This is a genomic window from Bacillus sp. FSL R5-0512 (assembly GCF_038593295.1).
In the GTDB taxonomy this organism is placed as follows: Bacteria; Bacillota; Bacilli; order Bacillales; family Bacillaceae; genus Bacillus; species Bacillus safensis.
Window position 1 is genome coordinate 2,934,310 of sequence record NZ_CP151982.1, and the last position, 18,696, is coordinate 2,953,005.

Here is an 18,696-nt window from a genome sequence, read left to right on the forward strand (position 1 = left end):
TTTTTATTGAATCAGCTTATGACGGTGCGCATACACAGCCGCCTGCGTTCGATCTTCCACATCAAGTTTGGAAAGAATGTTGGTAATATGGGTCTTCACCGTTTTAATTGTAATAAATAATTCCTCGGCAATGACCTTATTCGATTTCCCATCCGCAATCAGCTTCAAGATCTCCATTTCTCTTGCCGTTAATGAATCGTGAAGGATGGACCCATTTGATGAATGACGGAGTTTATTCATGACCTTTCCAGCCACTTTTGATTCAAGTCTTGGTTCGCCGATACTTGCAGATCTGATGGCATCAGCAATTTCTCCTGCCTTGGATGTTTTTAATAAATAGCTTAAAGCACCCGCCTCAATCACTGGATAGACTTTATCATCGTCAATAAAGCTCGTCAGAACGATAATCTTGGCATCTTCAATTTCCTGACAAATTCTTTTCGTTGCTTCGATGCCATCCATCCCCTCCATGACAAGATCCATTAAAATCACATCTGGCTTTAATTCAACGGCTAGCTCTACACCTTTTTGTCCATCTGACGCTTCACCAATGACTTCAATATCAGCCTGCGCCTCTAAAAAGGCCGCAAGACCCATTCTCACCATTTCGTGATCGTCGATTAAAAGCACTCGAATCATCGAACGTTCTCTCCTTTTCCTTCATCAAAAATGGGAACCTTCACATCAATTTGTGTGCCTTTTCCCTCAAATGACATAATCTCTGCGACACCGCCTACTTCACTTGTTCTCTCTCGAATCGATTCAAGTCCGTAGGAGGCTGTCTTCACATGGTCTGTTTGAAAGCCGATACCATTATCAATAATCTTTAGCTGCACTTGCCGGTTTCTTATGAGCAGGCGCACAGTTACCTTTGTCGCCTTTGCATGCCTAAATACATTAGACAGGGCTTCTTGCACAATTCGGAAGAGGTGGTCCTCTACTCCTTTAGATAACGGAACATCATCTTCGATTTCCCAATCAATATCAATCGGCTGCTTTGCTTGAAATTCATTTAGCAGCTCAATTAAGCCTTTTTTCAGGTCTTTTCCTTCTAGCGTGATCGGTCTTAGATGAAGCAGAAGAGCACGCATCTCATTTTGTGCATCGCCAGCCATTCGTTCGACAAGCTGCATTTGCTTTAATATCTTTTCGTCCTTTTCCTTCATGCCTTCAAGAATAGCTGAAGTCATCATCGAAATCGCAAATAACTGCTGGCTGACCGCATCATGGAGCTCTCGTGCAAGCCGCTGCCGCTCTTCTGAGACGACCGATTTCTTCATTTGAACCTGCCATTCAGCCCGTTCATTTGAAAGCTTTTGTAAAGAGGCTACTTGCCCTTCCACCCGCTTCGCCATTTCATTTAATTGATCGGCGGCTAAGCCAATTTCATCGTCGCCAAGAGACGGCAGTCTGTATGCAAAGTTTCCATTTTCAAATTTCAAAATCGACTCTACAAGCTGATCGAGGCGCTTCTTATGCTGATAGCCAAATACACTCCCGGCAGAAATCCCAATCGCAAGACTAACGATGAGTAAAATACAAAAAAACGGTATGCCAAACCAGCGGGTAGAAAGCAGAATCATCGGATCAAGCTGATAATAAAAAAACATCGGCAGTGTCGTCATCGTCACAACACCGAGCGAGATACCGACGCCAAGACGAACAGATTGCCACTGGAGGCCTAAATGGAATTTCCTCATAAGTATCTCACATCCACATCTCCGATCAATAGAGAGATGGAGATTTTCACTTTTCGTTTGCTCTCATCGTAATCGTTGGTCATCACGTACACTTTACTGCCGAACCCGCTTCTTTTTTCATCTATGATTTTCATATCACCAATCGCGGCGGAAGCACTCACACATACTTCAATATCCTGCGGTACGTAAATATCCACATCTCCGATCAGCCCGCTAATCACGATCGTACTCTCTTCTTCTGCGATGATCGCCTTTGATAAATCGATTTTCACATCGCCAATAAAACCTGAAATCGTCAAATCACTTAATTGAAACGGCTTTTTCATCAGCCTGACTTCACCGATAAAAAAGTCATGCTCTTTGCGCGGCTTTGTCTGGCTTTTTGTTTTCTTCTGATCGTCCTTTTTTTCAAGATTGACTTTCAGTGAAGGCTTCCCGTCGTCTGATGTTTCCTTTTTATCGACATCAAAAACAGGTTTATTTTTCAATAAGCGATAGCCGGCATAAATCAAAAAGGCCGCAAATAAGTAACCTGTTAAACTAAATGTAATATTGAGCAGAAATTTTAAGAAGAGAAAGCCGGCAAAAATATAGGAAACTGAACCGAGCCAACGTTTGGATCGTGAGTGCAGCCAATAACCTGCCAGCGCAAAAAACACAGGCCAAAACAAATCTGCTCCGATCCCAATAATTTTGAGAAATAAATTAATACCAAATATCACGACAATGATGCCTAAAATTTGATTCCTTGTAAAACGCAGTTGACTCGCCTCCTTCCTTTCTTTCAATCATTACCGCAGCTTGAGGTTACCACTTGTCATTTCAATATCGACTAAATGTGTCCCTTTCCCCCGCGTACCTGTAAAGCCTCGACCTTCACTATCCACTTGATCAAAGTCATACGAGTGATCGACGCTTCCACTTGTTTTTTTCACCTGAACGTTGAAATCTCCGTCATCTGGCAAATTAAATTTCGCGCTCCCTGATGTCATATGAAAGGAGACAGGTGACTCAATTGTATCAAAACTTGCTGTCAACCGGCCGCTTGTCATACCCAATTGCAGCTCGCCTTTGACATCATTAATATCGGCACGCCCTGAAGTTGCCCCAATATCACTATCCTTCGCATCAATGTGCGACACTGCCAGCCTGCCAGAGGTTGCTTTGATTTCTACATTTTTTGCTGAGAAATTCTCAGCTGTGAGGTTTCCGCTCGTTGATTTGAGTATCACATCTTGAAGGGACAGCTTTCCTTCTCCGTTCATCTCGCTGACTCCGCTTCCACCCGTAATCTTCACATTTTTATGATAATCTGTTGGAATTTTAACTAAAAGCTCTCCTTTTTCAAATTGAGTGAAAAACAAGAAGCTTTTATTTTCAGCACGAATTTTGAACGTACCGCCTGTTTGCTCCGCATACATTTTCCCTTTTCCATTGAGAGCAGTCACGGAAATATCGGAACGATTTTCAGGTTTTACCTTCACGCGAAACCCAGAAAGAGAAATATCTAATTGATCAATCTCCTCTTTTTTCGCTGAAGCTTTTGTCACTGGTTTTTCACGGGAAAAACTTAAATGAAAGAGATCTTCATTTTTGAAAAGCATGCCAATCATTAAAAAGATACCTACAAGTATACAAATTAGACCGATTAATCGCTTCATTCATACCATCCCTTTATCTTCTGACCTTTTCATTATAAGGAAAAGCGAAACAGAAAGAAATCAAATATCGGAAGAAAAAGCCTGCTTTTCTTCCGATGTGATCTCTATACGTTTGCTTGCTGTTGTTCAGGCTTTTTCTCGAGCTTCAGCTTCTGCCATTCTTTTTCAACCTCGTCGGCATAATCTAAATGAGCATATGCACCTTGATCCGCAAATTGTGCATAGCTGCCTGCTTTTGTTTCCATTTCTTCAATACGGTTCTCCATTCGGAGAAACTCTTTATATGCACTTTCACTGTCTACTTTATTGATGGAATCATTCATATGCTGCTTTGCCTGTGCGGCATTGGCTCTTGCAATCAGTGCCTGCTTCTTGTCTTTTATATCACGCAGCTTCGTTTCTAAGTGCTGCAATTGCTCTTTCAGCTCTTTCAATTGTTTCACAGATTGCTGGTAGGCTTCCTGATATTCGTTGTGCTTTTCTTCAAAATACTTCATTTCTGTGAGCGCTTTTCGTGCAAGCTCCTCTTCTCCCGCATGATATGCCAGCTCGGCCTGCTTCTTTCGCTTTTCAGCAAATGCTTCCGTCTCTTCTGCTTTGCGCAGGAAGCCTTGCTGAATCGTTTGCTGTTTGATGATGGCATGTTTCGCTTTCGCAACATCATCCTCCATATCACGAACGTATTGATTCAGCATGACACGCGGATTCTCCAATTTATCTAAGCCTTCATTGACAGTTGCAACAAACATATCTCTTACTCTTCTTAATACCATTTGATGTTCCTCCTTTTATTTTTTCTTTAAAAAGTCTTCCCATTCTTGATCAAAAGACGTGTGAAGCGGTTCTTCCGTATTAGGTGCCGTGTTTGGCTCCATATATGCTCTGCTTGATGATTTTTTGGTAGATTCACCATTGATCATCGACCAGCCAAAATAAAGAAGTACCCCTGCAAATGCGATGCCAAGTATAAACGGCAAAAATTGCACGACGATCAATACACCAATGACTGCTAGAATGACACCTAAGGTTTTACTGCCTTTTTCGTATTTTTTAACACCTACATAGATGAGGCCTGCCCCAATCAAAACCGGGATCAGTCCACCAAATGAACCACCAAAGAAGATGGATAAACCGACAAACAATAAAATTGAACCGATAATGGTTTTACTTGTTATTTTCATCTTCATGCCTCCTTTCTTGCTCCTTGCTTTAACTATAGTCAAAAAAGAAAGCCGGCAAAACGTGTCACAGATTGATCTTTGATTGCGACTAGAGTCGTAACAATGCTCAGACTGAGCGGCAAAACCTAATAAAAAAGCACTCTTCTATTTGAAGAGTGCTTTCCTTATTTAGAACGAAACACGTCGGCACTTCGTTCATATTCAACATCAGCTTCACCAAGCCGATGATTCACGATTCGGGCGGCTGCAAATAAATAATCGGATAGACGGTTTACGTATGTGAGCGCAGCGGCTGGAATCTCCTCCTGTTTCGCAAGTGTCACAATATGCCGCTCGGCTCTTCTGACGACTGTCCGCGCCACATGTAAGAGAGCAGCGCCTTCCTGACCGCCTGGTAAAATAAACTTGGTGAGCGGCGCGGCCTCTTCTACATAGACATCCATCCTTTTCTCAAGGGCTGTCACAGAGGCTTCTGTTAATTTGCCTTCTTTACGTGGTTTGACTGCTGCCAAATCACCGCCGCAGTCAAACAGCTCATGCTGAATAACAATCAGCTCTGACAAAAGATCCTGAAACAATTCGCCATGCTGCCGTAAATTTGCATGCGCGAGTCCAATAAAGCTATTCGCCTCATCTAGCGTTCCATACGCCTCTACTCTCACATCATCTTTATCAGCTCTTCCGCCGATCAAGCCTGTTTGACCCTGATCCCCGGTTTTCGTATAAAGTTTCAACGGTTTGCCCCCTTTTCTACTGCTTTGTCCTTTTAGTATAACCTGAAGTTAAAAGGAAGTATTTGTTTAATTATGAAACATCTTAACTGAAAATCCCCCTAACCCCCTTATATATGTTGAATGATGAAACATACCGTTTTATAATGAATGAAAGCGCTTTTTAAAATGAGAGATGGGTGGGATGTACGTGAGTTTACAAAATAAAGTAGCGATCATTACAGGTGCAAGCAGAGGGATTGGCCGCGCCATTGCGGAGGCACTTGCCTGCGAAGGAGCGCACGTCGTTCTCAATGGAACAAACGACATGCTGCTTCAAGAGGTTTGCTCCTTACTGAATAAAAAAGAGAAACGAGCCGTTTATGTTGCAGGTGATGCTAGTTTACCAGAGACAGCATTTTCACTCGTGGAGCAAGCGAAAACACATTTTGGACAGATTGATCTGCTGGTCAACAATGCTGGGATCAATTTACGAAAATCCACAGTCGAGACATCCCTTGATGAGTGGAAACGATTGATTGATATTAATTTGACCGGCACGTTCCTCATGTGCCAAGCGGTCATTCCTGACATGATCAAACAACAAGGCGGAAAGATTATTAATATGAGTTCTACAACTGGCAAAACCCCTCATCACAATGCATCACCTGCATACGGTGCATCAAAGGCAGGCATCAATTATTTAACCATGCATCTTGCCAAAGAATTAGCAGAGCACCACATTCATGTGAATGCTGTCTGCCCTGGTCCAATTGAAACAGACATGAGCAAACAGTGGAGCGATGAATACCGGCGTTCGGTTTTAGATAGAATTCCTTTGAAAACGATTGGAACACCAGAACAAGTCGCAAATGTTGTGACATTTTTAGCTTCTGACCAGTCGGATTTTATCACAGGAGAAACCATCAATATGAATGGCGGAACGTATATGAACTAGAAAAAAAGAGCCTCCTCTTAAAGGCTCTTTTTCTTCTCATATTGATTTTCTCTCGTACCAGAAAGCATGATGGCCTGTCTAATAGCTTCTTCCATGCTCGCAGAATCGGCTTTTCCTGTTCCTGCGATATCAAATGCCGTCCCATGATCGACACTTGTACGAATAATCGGCAGCCCAACTGTAATGTTTACACCCGACTCTAAGCCAAGCACCTTAATCGGTCCGTGCCCTTGATCATGATACATCGCCACAACGATATCAAAGTCACCTCTTACTGCCCTAAAGAACAAGGTATCAGCAGGCAGCGGCCCAAATACTTGAATCCCTTCTTCCTGCGCTAGTTCAACCGCTGGGATGATCTTCTCCTCTTCTTCTCCGTTCCCAAACAACCCATTCTCCCCAGCGTGCGGGTTAATCCCGCATACAGCGATTTTAGGAGCAGAGATCCCAGAACGGACGAGTGTATCATGTGCCAGCTTAATCGTCGTGTATACACGCTCAGGATTAATTTTTAAAATGGCATCCATTAATCCAATATGTGTGGTGACATGAACTACCTTTAAGTTAGGGGCCGCCAGCATCATCGCATAATCTTCTGTACCTGTCAGGTCAGCTAAAATTTCTGTATGTCCTGGATACATATGACCTGCCTTATGAAGTGCTTCTTTGTTTAGCGGCGCTGTGCAAATGCCGTCAATTCTACGGTCATTTGCAAGACTAATGGCTTTTTCAAGATATCGGAAAGCAGCATTTCCTGCTTCTTTTGATATGTCCCCAATTGGAATCTCGTTCGTTAAGAGCTTAAGGTCTAAGCACGGAACTGCTCCGGCTTTCACCTGCTCCGCTTCCTCTGGTTCTTTGATACTTACAATCTCCACATCTGTACTCACAAAGTCTTTTGCCCTATTTAATATACTGGTATCTCCGATCACAAATAGAACGGCTTCTTCATGTAAACGCGTTTGCTGAAAAGCTTTTAAAATAATTTCAGGACCAACGCCAGCCGCATCTCCCATCGTTACAGCAATGATTGGTTTTGACATTCGACTTCCCCCTCTATCTTTTTCAGCACTTCTACCGCATGGAGTACTGAATTTTTTTGACCGTAAGCTCCAGCTTTCGTAACCGCATATAAATTCGTATCAACAAGCTGACCGAGCGGGATGCCAGGTTCAATTTCTTTCAGCAGCCGAATACCTCCTGCTCCAAGCCCCTGGCAAATCGCCCGCGCTGTATCTCCGCCAGTTAGGAAAAGTCGTCTCATTCCTGATAATGTGACAATGTCTTTTGTGATCATTCCAAGAAAGACGGACAAAGCACTTCCAACCTCTTGTCTTGTCAGCCCTTTCTTTTCTCCGTAAATCAGCATCTTTTCAACCATCTCTGGCCGTGCATCTGTGTAAAGGAGAATATCTTCGTTCTGACGCTTACGCAGTTGATCGAGAACTGATTTTCGTTCCCATGCTTCACGGCCGTTTAATACATTCAGCGGGTTCACTTTTATCTCAAAACAATCGTGAGTTTCTCTTAAATAAGCAAACTGCTCATTTGTTTTTTGAGAGGCACTTCCAGATACGATGAGGACAGGTCTCTGTTTTTTAAGGCGAGAAGTATTTCTATTTTTAGCGACATATGCAGATAATGCACCAGCTAGTCCCGCTGAACCGACCCATAGTATTCTTTTATCCATCTTCATAAACACTTCCACAATCCGCCCTAAATCATCACTTGTTTCTGCATCACACACAAACCATTGATGACCATGCTTCAATAAGGATGATACCTCATCACTCGTTACTTTTAGCTCTTCGCCGATTGTCTGTTGAGAAAGGTTTTTTGGTCTGACGTTCGTCTGCTCCTCAATTAAATCTGATATGCTGGATGTCAACACTGGTGTTTTCGGATCCTTTGCTGCCTCTGACAGATGAACAGGCACTCCTTCCACATAATGTATGCCATTATTGGTTGCTCTTTGTGCATCTGGGTAGGCAGGAGCGATAACCGCCGCATCAAATGGGCCAATATCCATTAGTGCTTGCAGTTCAATTCCTATATTGCCTCTTAACGTTGAATCTATTTTTTTAAAGAAAAGGTGCGATTCATCTTGGAGAAATGGCTGCACCATTTGGCTGACCTCATGGTAGGCGTTCTCTGAAGACATACTTCGTGAATCGGTATCCACAATCAGCACATCCTCTTTATACCTGTCAATGCCTTCAAATGACGGCTGAAACAGGACAGAGGCTGTGAAGCCCGCTTTGACAAATTGAACACCTGTATCGTTGGCACCTGTCAAATCATCCGCCACAATGATTACCTTTTGCTCTAATTTCGCTCCTTTTTTTAATAGATCGTTTGTCATTTAGACACCTCGGCCTCATTACATATTATTCCTTTAGCTTTCTCCATAGCGTCGTACGATTGATATTCAACCGCTTTGCCGCCTTTGATTGATTCATATTTTCTTCTTCCAGCACCGTTTTGATAATCCGTCTTTCAATCTCATCAAGCGTTCCATTCAAATAGCTGGACAGCTGTTTTTCTTCATTTTCAAAGGCAAGCTGATCAATTGCTGCCTTTGCCCTATTCAACGTGATATATCCACTTTTTGTTGTCAGTACCAGTTCCTCAATGATCCGCTTGAACTGCCTGACATTTTCTCTGAATTTCTGGTGTTGAAAGGCTTCAATCACATCTGCTGACAGCCCAACCACCTGCGTCCCGTAAAGAGAATTCAGTTCCGCAATAAATAACCTGCTCATGTCCTCAATATCTTCCGGCCGTTCAGACAACGCAGGGACATGAATTGTGAGCTCCTGTAAGCCTGTATATAATTCCTCACTAAACTCTCCAGATTGCATCAATTTGAACAAATCCACTTGAGACGCAGCCATCCAGCGAATATTCTGATGATAATGCAATTGCTCGGCAATGAGCTGCTGTATATCCATTGGAACGCTCTCAATATCCTTTAGAAACATCGTCCCTTTTTGATGCAGAGGGATTGATTTTATATCTTCCGGTTTTGTCAAACGTCTGCAATGTACTGTCGTAAAGCTCTCATTTTTCCTCTCGCTCATTTGATGGATAGCAAATGCAAGGCATGATTTACCCGTTCCTTGTTCACCATACAGGCAAATCGAGCGCTCCGTTTGACTAAACGCTTTTGCCCTATTGATCACATCTTTCATTTTTGGGCTTTGATCTGTAAAAAGAGCAAATGGATGTTCTGAATGAATAGGCGACGCAAGCGTCCAAATACGATGACCTTCTTGATTCATCACAGCCGAAGGCTTTTCAATCGTGACAAGCAACTCGCCTTTCGATAGCATGCTTCCTTTGACATGCCACACTTGCTGCTGATGGGATATTTGAGAATAGCCATTTTGTTTCCCTTCTCGAATCGCCTTTAGTGCCGGTTCAAGTGCTGGACACCACGCAATCACATCAGCATGAGAAGTAGACGGTGCAAATAATCCTTTTTCTGTCCATTGTTTCATTTGTTGATTCATAAAATGTAGCTGGTTGTGCGGATCAATGATGAGCATCCCTTTCGGCTCTTGATCAATCATTTCACGAAAGAGACGCTGTTCAGCTGTCGCCTCTTTATATAAACGATACATTTGTTTTGCTTGATGAAATGCTTCTTTGACCGATTCACGACCTGATGTAATGAGCATACTCTGCATTCCCAGCTCTTTAGCCGCTTTATCAGTAATGACATCTCCAAGCACGACCTGAGTCCCTTGTTCTTGTAATTGTTTTAAGAGATCCCATACCTCTTCCTCTTGCTGCACTGTGTAAATATCAATTTTAATCCCGTATAATTCCCCAATGGTGCGTACACCTTGTGTAATATTTTCAAAACCCACGACCGCTTTTTTACCTTGATAATCTTTTATCAGTGTTAAGGCACGAAGCAAGTCATACCCTGACACAGGGATATCAACTACTGGGATGTTCACATGTTTTTGAATGAGCGCAGCTGTTCCGCCCCGGCTCATAATGATATCCATTCCTTGAGCTTCTGCTTGTTCTGCAAGAGCAACACCAGACCGGAGATCTCCGACTACAAGCTGGAATGTCATATTTTCTTCTTCTTTGGCAAGGTCGATTAACACATCGCCCAACCCTTTATACGGCGCAACACCTAACACTTTGATATTCATGAAAAGGACCCCCATTTTTTATCTCTTCATCACGAGACATAGCTTGAGGGAGTCCAGCCGATAGAAAATGGGGACAACCCTCCAAACATCAATTATAAATGAAGCAAATGAGGGTTACAATTCACCAGAAGCAGGGCCCTCTTGCAGTTAAGAAGTGCGATTGACCCATTCTTCTGTCACACACACATATTTGATCGCCTGCCGATAATACGTAAACGCAATATGCAGCTTCCCGTCTTTTCCTTCCGTGATGGATGGATAAGAATACTCTCGATTTAGTTTGTCCTTTGAATTGTTTGTCATCGCATATCCATCACCCACTTCAAGGTTACGTCTGATAGGCCATGTATCACCATTATCCTCAGAGAGCGCCAAAGTCATCGGTGCACGCGGTGTTCCCCAAAAGGCTGGACGTGCTTCTGTATCAACAGCCGTGCGCGTATCGCCTTCATCCTCAATTTCATCATATAAAGAAGCTCTTCGTTCTGTTTGCTCATCCGCATTGATATGATTATAGACGAGGGCAAGATGCCCATTTTGGAGCACGGTAAATTGAATGGATGAATTATTATTGGGCAGCTCCGTCGCCTTTGGCTCAGACCATGTCCGCCCATGATCGACGGAACGGCTGATATAAATCGAATCAGCAAACCGGCTTCTAAAGAGGGCTATGAGGGAGCCGTCTGCACACTTTCCAATATTCATATGAACACAGCCCGTGCTGTTTGGTACAATGACCTCATCCCATGTCTTTCCTTGGTCGGATGAAATCTTCACAGCACTGACATCCCGGTTCCCCGTCCATTTGACGCCTGGAATGGTCTTACAATAGAAGACCGGCAGCAGCCAATCTTGATTATCCAGTACAACAATCGGCTGACGTATAAACGTACCCGGCTGTTCAAACAAAGTATCAATCTCACCCCATGTCTCACCTCTATCCTCTGATAGCCGGTATCTCACGATGGCCGTATCTTGATTCCCAGATAGCTGTGCGGTATACAGCAGCCATAGCCTGCCATTTTCCTCTTGAAACAGAACTGGATTTTGTTCAGAGCGTGCAAGATCGTTAGATAACTTCACTGCCTCTGTCCACTTGTTACTTCCCCGTTTGAGTCTCGACATATAGATTGAGATATCAGGTATTCCCTCCTGCGTTCCGCCAAACCAAACACATAATACATCTCCATTATCCAGCTCAAGTAGATTGGCCGCATGATTCTGCACACAGTCTGTTGGCAGAAAGGCTTCTTTTCTCTCTGTATCTTGTTCATTTTGTCGCAAAATTCCATCTATTTTTATCACAGTCTCTTCATTTTTCATGACAATTCTCCTTTCAATGGTTGATCCTTTTTAGCAGGCGGACTGAAAAGTCGATCGATTACCAGCACAAGGAAAGGAATGATAATGGCAATATACATATTATCGATTCCGAATGGATTATCGAGTAAATACCAAACCGTCGTGGTAACACCTGAAGCAGCAAGGCCAATGGTCGCCCCTCTATTTGAATTAAAGTACGGCAAGTAAAAGCCCATTGCTGCTACAACAGCGATCGATGTTCGAAGCGCCCTTGTAAAAAAGGAAAGGGACAGCAGCTCCGGCGCAAGTGCTACTCCTACAAGAGGCACAATTCCAACGAGTACAGCCACATACCTCGTGACTTTCATTCTCTGCTCCGGTGTTGGTTTCATTTTCGGTACATAAAAATCATCCATAATTAAGGTTGTTGTCGCAAGCGCAACCGTCGACACACCGACAAAGATGGATGCCACAAGCGATGTTGCCACAATGGCACTCAAAATTGGATTCATATGCTGTAAAAAGACAGGGAAGGCATAAATAGGATCAATGTCTGGATACAAATAATGTGCAGCTACGCCGATCACACCGATTGCAATGGCGAGCGGCAAACAAAGCAGAGCCGCATAAAGTGTTGATTTCTTTGCCTCACGCTCACTTTTCGACGAAGTGATTGCTTGAATGATAAACTGCGTAGCAAAGATGGCACCCATGTTTCCTATAAACCAAGCTCCTATCGTCCCCCATCCAATTGTCCCGTCCCATGTAAAGAAATGATCAGGCATCGTTTGTTTCATTGGTTCAAAGCCTTTTGTTAAGTAAAGAGCTACCCCTAGTGTAATTAAAATCCCCGCATACTTCACGATCGAATGAAGGATCGTGACCCATGCAACCCCTTTCATTCCTCCAAATGTAAAATAAAATGTACTCACAACGGCCGTAATGATCGCACAGGTCATTAAAGGAAGCCCCAAAATGGATGCAATAGCAGCTGACCCACTTAAATAGTTTCCTAGATTCACAAGCAGTAATGCAGCAATCATAATAACAGAAACAACTAGCTTCGTTGATTTTCCAAACTTCTGATCGATAATACCTGAAATGGTGTACTGTCCTGTTCGATAAAACTTGCCTACTAAGAAAAAGGAAAAGATAAAAAAGGCGATAGCAACAGTCACAATAGACCATGAAGCAGAAAGCCCATGCGTAAAGGCAGATTCTGCAGTTCCAACAGTGGATTTCGTTCCAATGAATTCACTCATGAGCAAAATACCGACTACAATGGCTGGAAGTGACTTAGCAGCATTGTTAAATTCTGAATTGGATTTACTGCGGAAACGCATCGTCAGCCAAGTCGTAAATAGTATATAGAGAATAATGACGATCAAAATAAATGTGATGACAGAACTGCTTAAGACATTCATTTAAAATCCCCCTTTGTGTGCAAGCCGTGTGAAGCAACTTCTCATTCCCATCCCAATGAAGCGTTAAGCGTCGAGCAGTTTCATGTATACCTGTTCAATATCAGAAACAGACATTGGCTTTGGATTGTTGTCCATTAACCTCTTCACCTCTGAAGCTGCTTGAGCAAGTGCCGGTACATCCTCCTTGGACACGCCAAAAGCTTTGAGCTGCTGTGGAATGTGTAAATCCGCTGTCCATTCTTCAATTTGATGAATCACACGCTCTGCAAGATCCTGCTTTGTGTGAGCTCCCGCTAGTCCTATTGCTCTTGCCACATGTTCAAGCCGATCAATGATATGATCTGCATTAAAAGCAGTGACATGCGGAAGCAGCATGGAATTAGCAACACCATGAGAAATCTTGTATTTCCCCCCTAATGGATAAGCCATAGCGTGAACAGCAGCAGTTCCGGCACTTGTAAGCGCCATTCCTCCATACATTGCACCAACAAGCATATTTTCTCTTGCCTTCATGTTCTCCCCGTGATGATATGCCTCCTGAATACTTCCTGAAATCAGCCGCATCGATTCCAGTGCAAACATATCACTGAATGGGTTGGCTTTATTTGAAATATAAGATTCAAGCGCATGCGTAAAAGCATCCATACCTGTAGCTGCGGTAATAGATTTCGGCAAGTTGAGAGTAAGTGCTGGATCTAAGATGACAAGGTCTGGCAAAAGATGCGGACTAACCATTCCAATTTTCAATTCCTTTTCTGGAAAAGTCACAATTGCATTTGGTGTCACCTCAGATCCCGTACCAGATGTTGTCGGAATGAGAATCGTTGGCACTCCCCTTTTTTCCACAAGATTTGTGCCAACGAGAGCAGAAATCGGCTGATCGTTTGTCTTAAGAACAGCTAAAATTTTTGCAGCATCAAGGACACTCCCGCCACCAATTCCAATAATGGCGTCATGCTCTCCTCTTAAAAATGTGTGTAATACGTCCTCGATATTTTCTTCTGTTGGTTCAGGTTTGATTTCTGTACTTATCTCACTTGCTATCCCCTTTTTCGCAAGTTCTCTTTTGATGTGATCTGCATAACCAAGTGATACGATAGATGGCTGCGTTAATATAAAAATGGATGTGAGTCTGCTAAGCCCTAAACTATCTAATTTCTCCCCAAGAAGGTCTAAAGAACCTGCGCCAGATACAATGTGTGATGCCGTCTGAAAGTGATAATGCGTGATCGTCATCTCTTCACTACTCCTTTGCCCCTTTTCCTTGTTTGCGATAGTCTTCAACCATTTGTGCCACAGCTTCTAATGCCTCACCTGACAGCTCTTTTACAGGGCTTTTGGGCGGGCCAACTGGAATTCCATAAAGCTCTGCTGCCTTTTTCAAAGGCGCTGGTAATGTCCCTAAACCGAATGTTGCTCTTAATGGCTGCAGCTGCTTCTGGAAGTGCTCACTTTCGTCAAGCTTCCCTTTTCGAAAAGATTCATAGAGTCCAACGACAGTTTCAGGAAGTACATTTGCAGTTGCTGCGACCGCCCCTGCTCCGCCGAGTTTCAATGTCTCCAAAATGAGTGAGTCCGTACCTGCAAGGACAACAAAATCTTCATCTTTTGTGACATCCAGATATGCCTTGATATTTTCAATGTTTCCACTGCTATCTTTAATGCCTAGCACATTCGGCAGTGCACTGAGCTGCGCAACCGTCTCTGGTGCTAGAGATACTCCTGTTCTAGATGGAATGTTATAAAGCAGAATCGGAATATCTACATTCTCAGATATGTGACGAAAGTGCTCATACAGCTCTTCTTGGGTTGGTGCAACAAAGTAAGGTGTAATGATAGACAGAACATCTACCCCTCGATCTGCCAGTTTGTTTGACAGCCTGATGGTTGCCTCCGTACTATTTTCACCTGCTCCAATGAATACCGGCACTCGTCTGCCAACAGCATTCACGACAGTTTCAGCAATTTGAAGCTTTTCTTCCTCTGAAAACAAATGAAACTCTCCATTTGTGCCTAAAGCAAAGATGCCGTGTACACCTGAGTCGATCAAACGATTCACTAATTGCGTTGCCACTTCGGGATGAAAATGTTCTTCCTCAGTAAGCGGTGTCAAAATAGCTGGTATAATCCCTTGAATGTCCAAATAATCCTCCCTTTCTTATGTGTTGCATTTTTAAACACGTCATATTTTAAGCGCTTTCATATTTTTTATTATAAAAGGATTGTGATTTAATTAGCAACACTTTTTTGATTTTTCGTTATATTAAGTTCATTTCTTATGCAGCTGTTGATGTTTTCAACAAAAAAAGCGAACCATTTTGGTTCACTTTTGAATGGCATTCAACTTTTGAAGAAGCCCATGCACCTTTTGTCCTAATCTCTCGTGTAAAAGGTCAGCATCTTCCGTTTCATGCGTATTGGGTGTAGCAATACAAAGATGATGGATTGGAATGCTTGTTTCTTGCTTCATGATGTGCATAAGCTGCCCCATGAGCTGAACAGCTGCTCCGTCTGATAAAGATCGTTTCAGGATAAGCCAAATGGCCAACTCTTCTTGCTGAAGCATGCCGCAAAGGATCATATCGTCTTCGGCGTCTTCTGCGGCAAATTGTGCTAATCCGTTAGCTTGCTCGAAAAACAGCATATCTTCAGATGACTCTAGCTGCTCATGAAGCGTCTTCTTTCCCGTTCCAATAGACCTTTTCCAAAAGAACCCGCCGTTTTTCTTATGTGAGGAAAGGATGCGAAGAGGCTGATTAATGGAAAACGTCATTCCTTCTGAGCTATAAGTCCTCCAGCCATCCGCTATGTTTACAATTGATGCTTTTGAAGGGGCTGCAGGCTCAACCATCAGCTGGGGGTTAGCCCTAAATGGATGCTGGAGCGGTGTCACATTTGTTTCATACACACGGTTGATTCGTTCAGTGGTCAAGACGTGATGCGGCAGTCCTAACATGTCTGTCTTTCCTTCATGAAGCAGAAGCAGCCGATCACAATATAAACTAGCGATGTTCACATCATGGAATACACCAATGACCGTTAACCTAGAGGAATCAGTTTCTTCTTTAATTAAATCAAGCAAATCTTTTTGATAGGCTAAATCAAGGAAACTCGTTGGTTCATCCAGCAATAAATATTCAGGCTGCTGCGCCAATGCCTGTGCTAAATATACACGCTGCTGTTCTCCTCCGCTTAACTCATGGATGGATTGATTCTTAAACTGTGCAACACCCGTTTGTTCCATTACTTTGCTGACGACCTGCACATCTTCTCGCGTGACAGATTGCAGCCACCCTTTTTGATATGGATAACGACCGAATTGGACGGTTTCTTCCACCGTAAATGAAAAAGCTTGGTCCGTTTTCTGCGGCAGAACTGCCACCTTTTGCGCAAGCGCCTTTGGCGGATAGGATTGAATAAGGTGACCGCCGATACGCACCTCTCCGCTATTAGGTGCTAAAATCCCTGCCATCATTTTAAGAAGGGTCGTCTTACCGCTCCCGTTTGGACCGAGTATACCGAGAAATTCTCCTTGCTTTACTTCAAGATTAATGCCTCGAATGACCTCTTTCTCTCCATATCCACCTCTGATTTCCTTCACTTGAATCATACGTGCGTCCCCCCTCTATATTTACGAATGAGGATGATGCCAAATACAGGTGCACCAATTAACGCAGTAATGATGCCAATCGGTAATTCAGTCGGCTCAATGATGGTACGGGATAACACATCTGCTAATACAAGAAAGGAAGCACCGTTCAGCATAGATAAAGGCAGCAGATGCCGATGATCTGTGATAGTGAAGAGGCGGATAAAATGCGGAATCACAAGTCCTACAAAACCGATCGTCCCTGATACCGCTACTGCACTTCCGGTCAGGATCGAGCCCGCCAGCAGCACAATATATTTGCTCCTTTTCACATGAACACCTAATAGCTTTGCCTTCTCCTCGCCATACGTCATCACATTCAAATCCCGCCCCATCAACATTAACGCAAAGGTCCCAATAAGAAAGAAAGGAAGAAAAAGCACAATATAACGCCAGCCCCTCATGGACACACTGCCAAGCAGCCAATGAATGATCTCTTTTAGATCATCACCTGTTAAAGCAATCATCAATGAAATGAGCGCACCCAAAAAAGAGCTGAAAATTACTCCTGTCAAAATTAAAGAAGAAATGCTCATCCCCCGATGAACAAGACGCGCAAAAAAGAGAACGAGACAGAGGGTCACAAGCGCTGTTGTCATACTGAATAATGGCAGTGTGAAACTGCCAAAAAGCGGGAGCTGCAAGCTGAAAAACAGGGTCGCTACGGCTCCAACTGATGCCCCTTGAGATACCCCCAGCGTATAAGGGTCAGCGAGAGGATTTTTTAATAAACCTTGAAAAGCTGCACCAGATAACGCAAGTGCTGCTCCGACTAATGCCGCTAATATGACTCTTGGCAGCCGAATGTTCATCATAATATTGCGATCAATGGAATCAATGGTTCCAAACTGCACTCCGAATAGTTCATGAACAAATATACGAAGAATAGAAGGAATGGGAATCCCTAAGCTTCCAAAGGAGATTCCCATTCCAATGCTCATCACAAGAAGTAAAACACTTAGTGTATATGCGATGATCAATTTATTTGAACGTGTCAGGATAGACGTTTTTCGCAAGAGCCTCGACTCCTTCAACCAATCGCGGTCCCGGTCTTGATGCGAGATCCGTATTCAATTGAAAGACTTGTTTTTCTTTCACTGCTTTCATTGCATTCCAGCCGTCTCTTTTTTTCAAATCAGATAAGCCTGATCCATCAATTGTAACGATGACATCAGGATTTCGCTTGATGATCGATTCTTCCGTCATTTGCACCCAGCCAGTTTGATCACCTGCAGCATTTTTGGCATGGATAACAGAAAGCATTTCATCCATAAATGTATTTTTACCAGTTGTATAGATTTCAGGTGCACCTGATACTTCGACAAAGACTGTTTTTTGCTTGTCTTTCGAAATCCCCTCTGCTTGTTTCTTGATGTCATTCAGCTTTGTTTTCATTTCGTCTACAAGCTTTGTTGATGCTTCTTTCACGCCAGCTGCTTCACCGATCATATTGATTGATTTGTACACATCCTTAAAGGACGTTGCATCATTTACAGTCAGCACTTGGATCCCTGCATCTTCAAGCTGTTTAAATCCATTTTTTGATCCCATCTGAGATGCATGTGCTAAGACAAGATCTGGCTTTAAGGAAATGACCTTCTCGACATTGAATTCAAGTCCGCCAATCTTCTCTACCTTTTCGACTTCCTTTGGATAATTGTCAAAGTCTGATCGTCCAACCATTTTATCTCCAAGACCGAGTGCATAAGCAATCTCCGTATTACTTGGAATTAACGAAACAATTCGTTTAGGCTGTTCTTTGATTTCGACTGTTTTGCCAGCTGCATCTTTTATCGATACGGGAAATGCCGCAGTGGCCGTTTCTTTATTTTGTGACCCTTTTGCTTTGTGATCTGTCTCAGCGCCTGCACATCCTGCTAAAACACCCATCACAAGCAATAACGATAGCCAAATAGCTGTTAACTTTTTCATGAGTGAACCC

Annotated in this window: 18 protein-coding genes; 1 reads left to right on the forward strand and 17 read right to left on the reverse strand. The window is 43.1% G+C overall.

All coding sequences use genetic code 11. The features are described 5' to 3' along the window. Window positions 1-3: 3 nt before the first annotated feature. The 7 genes from NSQ25_RS15210 to NSQ25_RS15240 form a co-directional block, all read right to left on the reverse strand. Window positions 4-639, reverse strand: a complete 636-nt coding sequence (locus NSQ25_RS15210; RefSeq protein ID WP_024423423.1) for a response regulator transcription factor — start codon at window positions 637-639, stop codon at window positions 4-6. Then, window positions 636-1,700: a two-component system sensor histidine kinase LiaS gene (gene liaS / locus NSQ25_RS15215; protein WP_034280874.1), complete on the reverse strand. Its 1,065-nt coding sequence runs from the start codon at window positions 1,698-1,700 to the stop codon at window positions 636-638. The genes NSQ25_RS15210 and liaS overlap by 4 nt, the downstream gene beginning before the upstream one ends. Further along, entirely contained in the window at window positions 1,697-2,461 is a 765-nt protein-coding gene (gene liaF, locus NSQ25_RS15220; protein WP_034281438.1) for a cell wall-active antibiotics response protein LiaF, read from the reverse strand. The genes liaS and liaF overlap by 4 nt, the downstream gene beginning before the upstream one ends. A 30-nt stretch (window positions 2,462-2,491) precedes the next feature. After that, window positions 2,492-3,361, reverse strand: a complete 870-nt coding sequence (locus tag NSQ25_RS15225; protein ID WP_034280875.1) for a DUF4097 domain-containing protein — start codon at window positions 3,359-3,361, stop codon at window positions 2,492-2,494. A 104-nt stretch (window positions 3,362-3,465) separates the two neighbouring features. After that, window positions 3,466-4,134: a PspA/IM30 family protein gene (locus NSQ25_RS15230; RefSeq protein ID WP_024423427.1), complete on the reverse strand. Its 669-nt coding sequence runs from the start codon at window positions 4,132-4,134 to the stop codon at window positions 3,466-3,468. 15 nt (window positions 4,135-4,149) lie between these two features. Next, entirely contained in the window at window positions 4,150-4,542 is a 393-nt protein-coding gene (locus NSQ25_RS15235; RefSeq protein WP_041115718.1) for a membrane protein, read from the reverse strand. A gap of 164 nt (window positions 4,543-4,706) precedes the next feature. Continuing rightward, window positions 4,707-5,276, reverse strand: a complete 570-nt coding sequence (locus tag NSQ25_RS15240; protein WP_326133253.1) for a cob(I)yrinic acid a,c-diamide adenosyltransferase — start codon at window positions 5,274-5,276, stop codon at window positions 4,707-4,709. Window positions 5,277-5,463: 187 nt separating this feature from the next. Between NSQ25_RS15240 and NSQ25_RS15245 the strand changes: the two genes are divergently transcribed. Next, the gene (locus tag NSQ25_RS15245) at window positions 5,464-6,210 is read left to right on the forward strand and encodes a 3-oxoacyl-ACP reductase family protein (RefSeq protein ID WP_217008747.1); all 747 of its coding nucleotides are present in this window, start codon (window positions 5,464-5,466) and stop codon (window positions 6,208-6,210) included. Between the two features lie 17 nt (window positions 6,211-6,227). Here NSQ25_RS15245 and pdxA read toward each other — a convergent pair whose 3' ends face one another. From pdxA to NSQ25_RS15295, 10 genes are all read right to left on the reverse strand, one after another. Beyond that, on the reverse strand, window positions 6,228-7,253 hold the full coding sequence (pdxA, locus tag NSQ25_RS15250; protein WP_326135769.1) for a 4-hydroxythreonine-4-phosphate dehydrogenase PdxA: 1,026 nt from the start codon (window positions 7,251-7,253) through the stop codon (window positions 6,228-6,230). Beyond that, window positions 7,229-8,572, reverse strand: coding sequence for a four-carbon acid sugar kinase family protein (locus NSQ25_RS15255; RefSeq protein WP_046313231.1), 1,344 nt, complete (start codon window positions 8,570-8,572; stop codon window positions 7,229-7,231). Before NSQ25_RS15255 ends, pdxA begins: the two co-directional genes overlap by 25 nt. A gap of 25 nt (window positions 8,573-8,597) precedes the next feature. Next, window positions 8,598-10,379, reverse strand: coding sequence for a PrpR N-terminal domain-containing protein (locus tag NSQ25_RS15260; RefSeq protein WP_326135771.1), 1,782 nt, complete (start codon window positions 10,377-10,379; stop codon window positions 8,598-8,600). A 147-nt stretch (window positions 10,380-10,526) separates the two neighbouring features. Next, window positions 10,527-11,702: a sialidase family protein gene (locus NSQ25_RS15265; RefSeq protein ID WP_211043463.1), complete on the reverse strand. Its 1,176-nt coding sequence runs from the start codon at window positions 11,700-11,702 to the stop codon at window positions 10,527-10,529. Continuing rightward, entirely contained in the window at window positions 11,699-13,105 is a 1,407-nt protein-coding gene (locus NSQ25_RS15270) for a sodium:solute symporter family protein (RefSeq protein WP_034280883.1), read from the reverse strand. Before NSQ25_RS15270 ends, NSQ25_RS15265 begins: the two co-directional genes overlap by 4 nt. Before the next feature lie 63 nt (window positions 13,106-13,168). After that, window positions 13,169-14,341, reverse strand: coding sequence for an iron-containing alcohol dehydrogenase (locus NSQ25_RS15275; RefSeq protein ID WP_326135773.1), 1,173 nt, complete (start codon window positions 14,339-14,341; stop codon window positions 13,169-13,171). A 7-nt stretch (window positions 14,342-14,348) separates the two neighbouring features. Beyond that, complete coding sequence (gene dapA, locus NSQ25_RS15280; RefSeq protein WP_326135774.1) at window positions 14,349-15,248, reverse strand: 4-hydroxy-tetrahydrodipicolinate synthase; 900 nt, start codon at window positions 15,246-15,248, stop codon at window positions 14,349-14,351. A gap of 180 nt (window positions 15,249-15,428) precedes the next feature. Beyond that, complete coding sequence (locus tag NSQ25_RS15285) at window positions 15,429-16,715, reverse strand: heme ABC transporter ATP-binding protein (protein WP_326135776.1); 1,287 nt, start codon at window positions 16,713-16,715, stop codon at window positions 15,429-15,431. After that, window positions 16,712-17,770 (reverse strand): iron ABC transporter permease, encoded by a 1,059-nt coding sequence (locus NSQ25_RS15290; protein WP_252049804.1) that lies wholly within the window; start codon window positions 17,768-17,770, stop codon window positions 16,712-16,714. The genes NSQ25_RS15285 and NSQ25_RS15290 overlap by 4 nt, the downstream gene beginning before the upstream one ends. Beyond that, window positions 17,736-18,686: an ABC transporter substrate-binding protein gene (locus NSQ25_RS15295; protein ID WP_065215175.1), complete on the reverse strand. Its 951-nt coding sequence runs from the start codon at window positions 18,684-18,686 to the stop codon at window positions 17,736-17,738. Before NSQ25_RS15295 ends, NSQ25_RS15290 begins: the two co-directional genes overlap by 35 nt. Window positions 18,687-18,696: the final 10 nt, after the last annotated feature.

Excerpts from the sequence above, each read along its gene's own strand:
- NSQ25_RS15210 (WP_024423423.1), bottom strand. The coding sequence starts at position 639 with ATGATTCGAGTGCTTTTAATCGACGATCACGAAATGGTGAGAATGGGT.
- liaS (WP_034280874.1), bottom strand. The coding sequence starts at position 1,700 with ATGAGGAAATTCCATTTAGGCCTCCAGTGGCAATCTGTTCGTCTTGGC.
- NSQ25_RS15225 (WP_034280875.1), bottom strand. The coding sequence starts at position 3,361 with ATGAAGCGATTAATCGGTCTAATTTGTATACTTGTAGGTATCTTTTTA.
- NSQ25_RS15230 (WP_024423427.1), bottom strand. The coding sequence starts at position 4,134 with ATGGTATTAAGAAGAGTAAGAGATATGTTTGTTGCAACTGTCAATGAA.
- NSQ25_RS15235 (WP_041115718.1), bottom strand. The coding sequence starts at position 4,542 with ATGAAAATAACAAGTAAAACCATTATCGGTTCAATTTTATTGTTTGTC.
- pdxA (WP_326135769.1), bottom strand. The coding sequence starts at position 7,253 with ATGTCAAAACCAATCATTGCTGTAACGATGGGAGATGCGGCTGGCGTT.
- NSQ25_RS15255 (WP_046313231.1), bottom strand. The coding sequence starts at position 8,572 with ATGACAAACGATCTATTAAAAAAAGGAGCGAAATTAGAGCAAAAGGTA.
- NSQ25_RS15260 (WP_326135771.1), bottom strand. The coding sequence starts at position 10,379 with ATGAATATCAAAGTGTTAGGTGTTGCGCCGTATAAAGGGTTGGGCGAT.
- NSQ25_RS15265 (WP_211043463.1), bottom strand. The coding sequence starts at position 11,702 with ATGAAAAATGAAGAGACTGTGATAAAAATAGATGGAATTTTGCGACAA.
- NSQ25_RS15270 (WP_034280883.1), bottom strand. The coding sequence starts at position 13,105 with ATGAATGTCTTAAGCAGTTCTGTCATCACATTTATTTTGATCGTCATT.
- NSQ25_RS15275 (WP_326135773.1), bottom strand. The coding sequence starts at position 14,341 with ATGACGATCACGCATTATCACTTTCAGACGGCATCACACATTGTATCT.
- NSQ25_RS15285 (WP_326135776.1), bottom strand. The coding sequence starts at position 16,715 with ATGATTCAAGTGAAGGAAATCAGAGGTGGATATGGAGAGAAAGAGGTC.
- NSQ25_RS15295 (WP_065215175.1), bottom strand. The coding sequence starts at position 18,686 with ATGAAAAAGTTAACAGCTATTTGGCTATCGTTATTGCTTGTGATGGGT.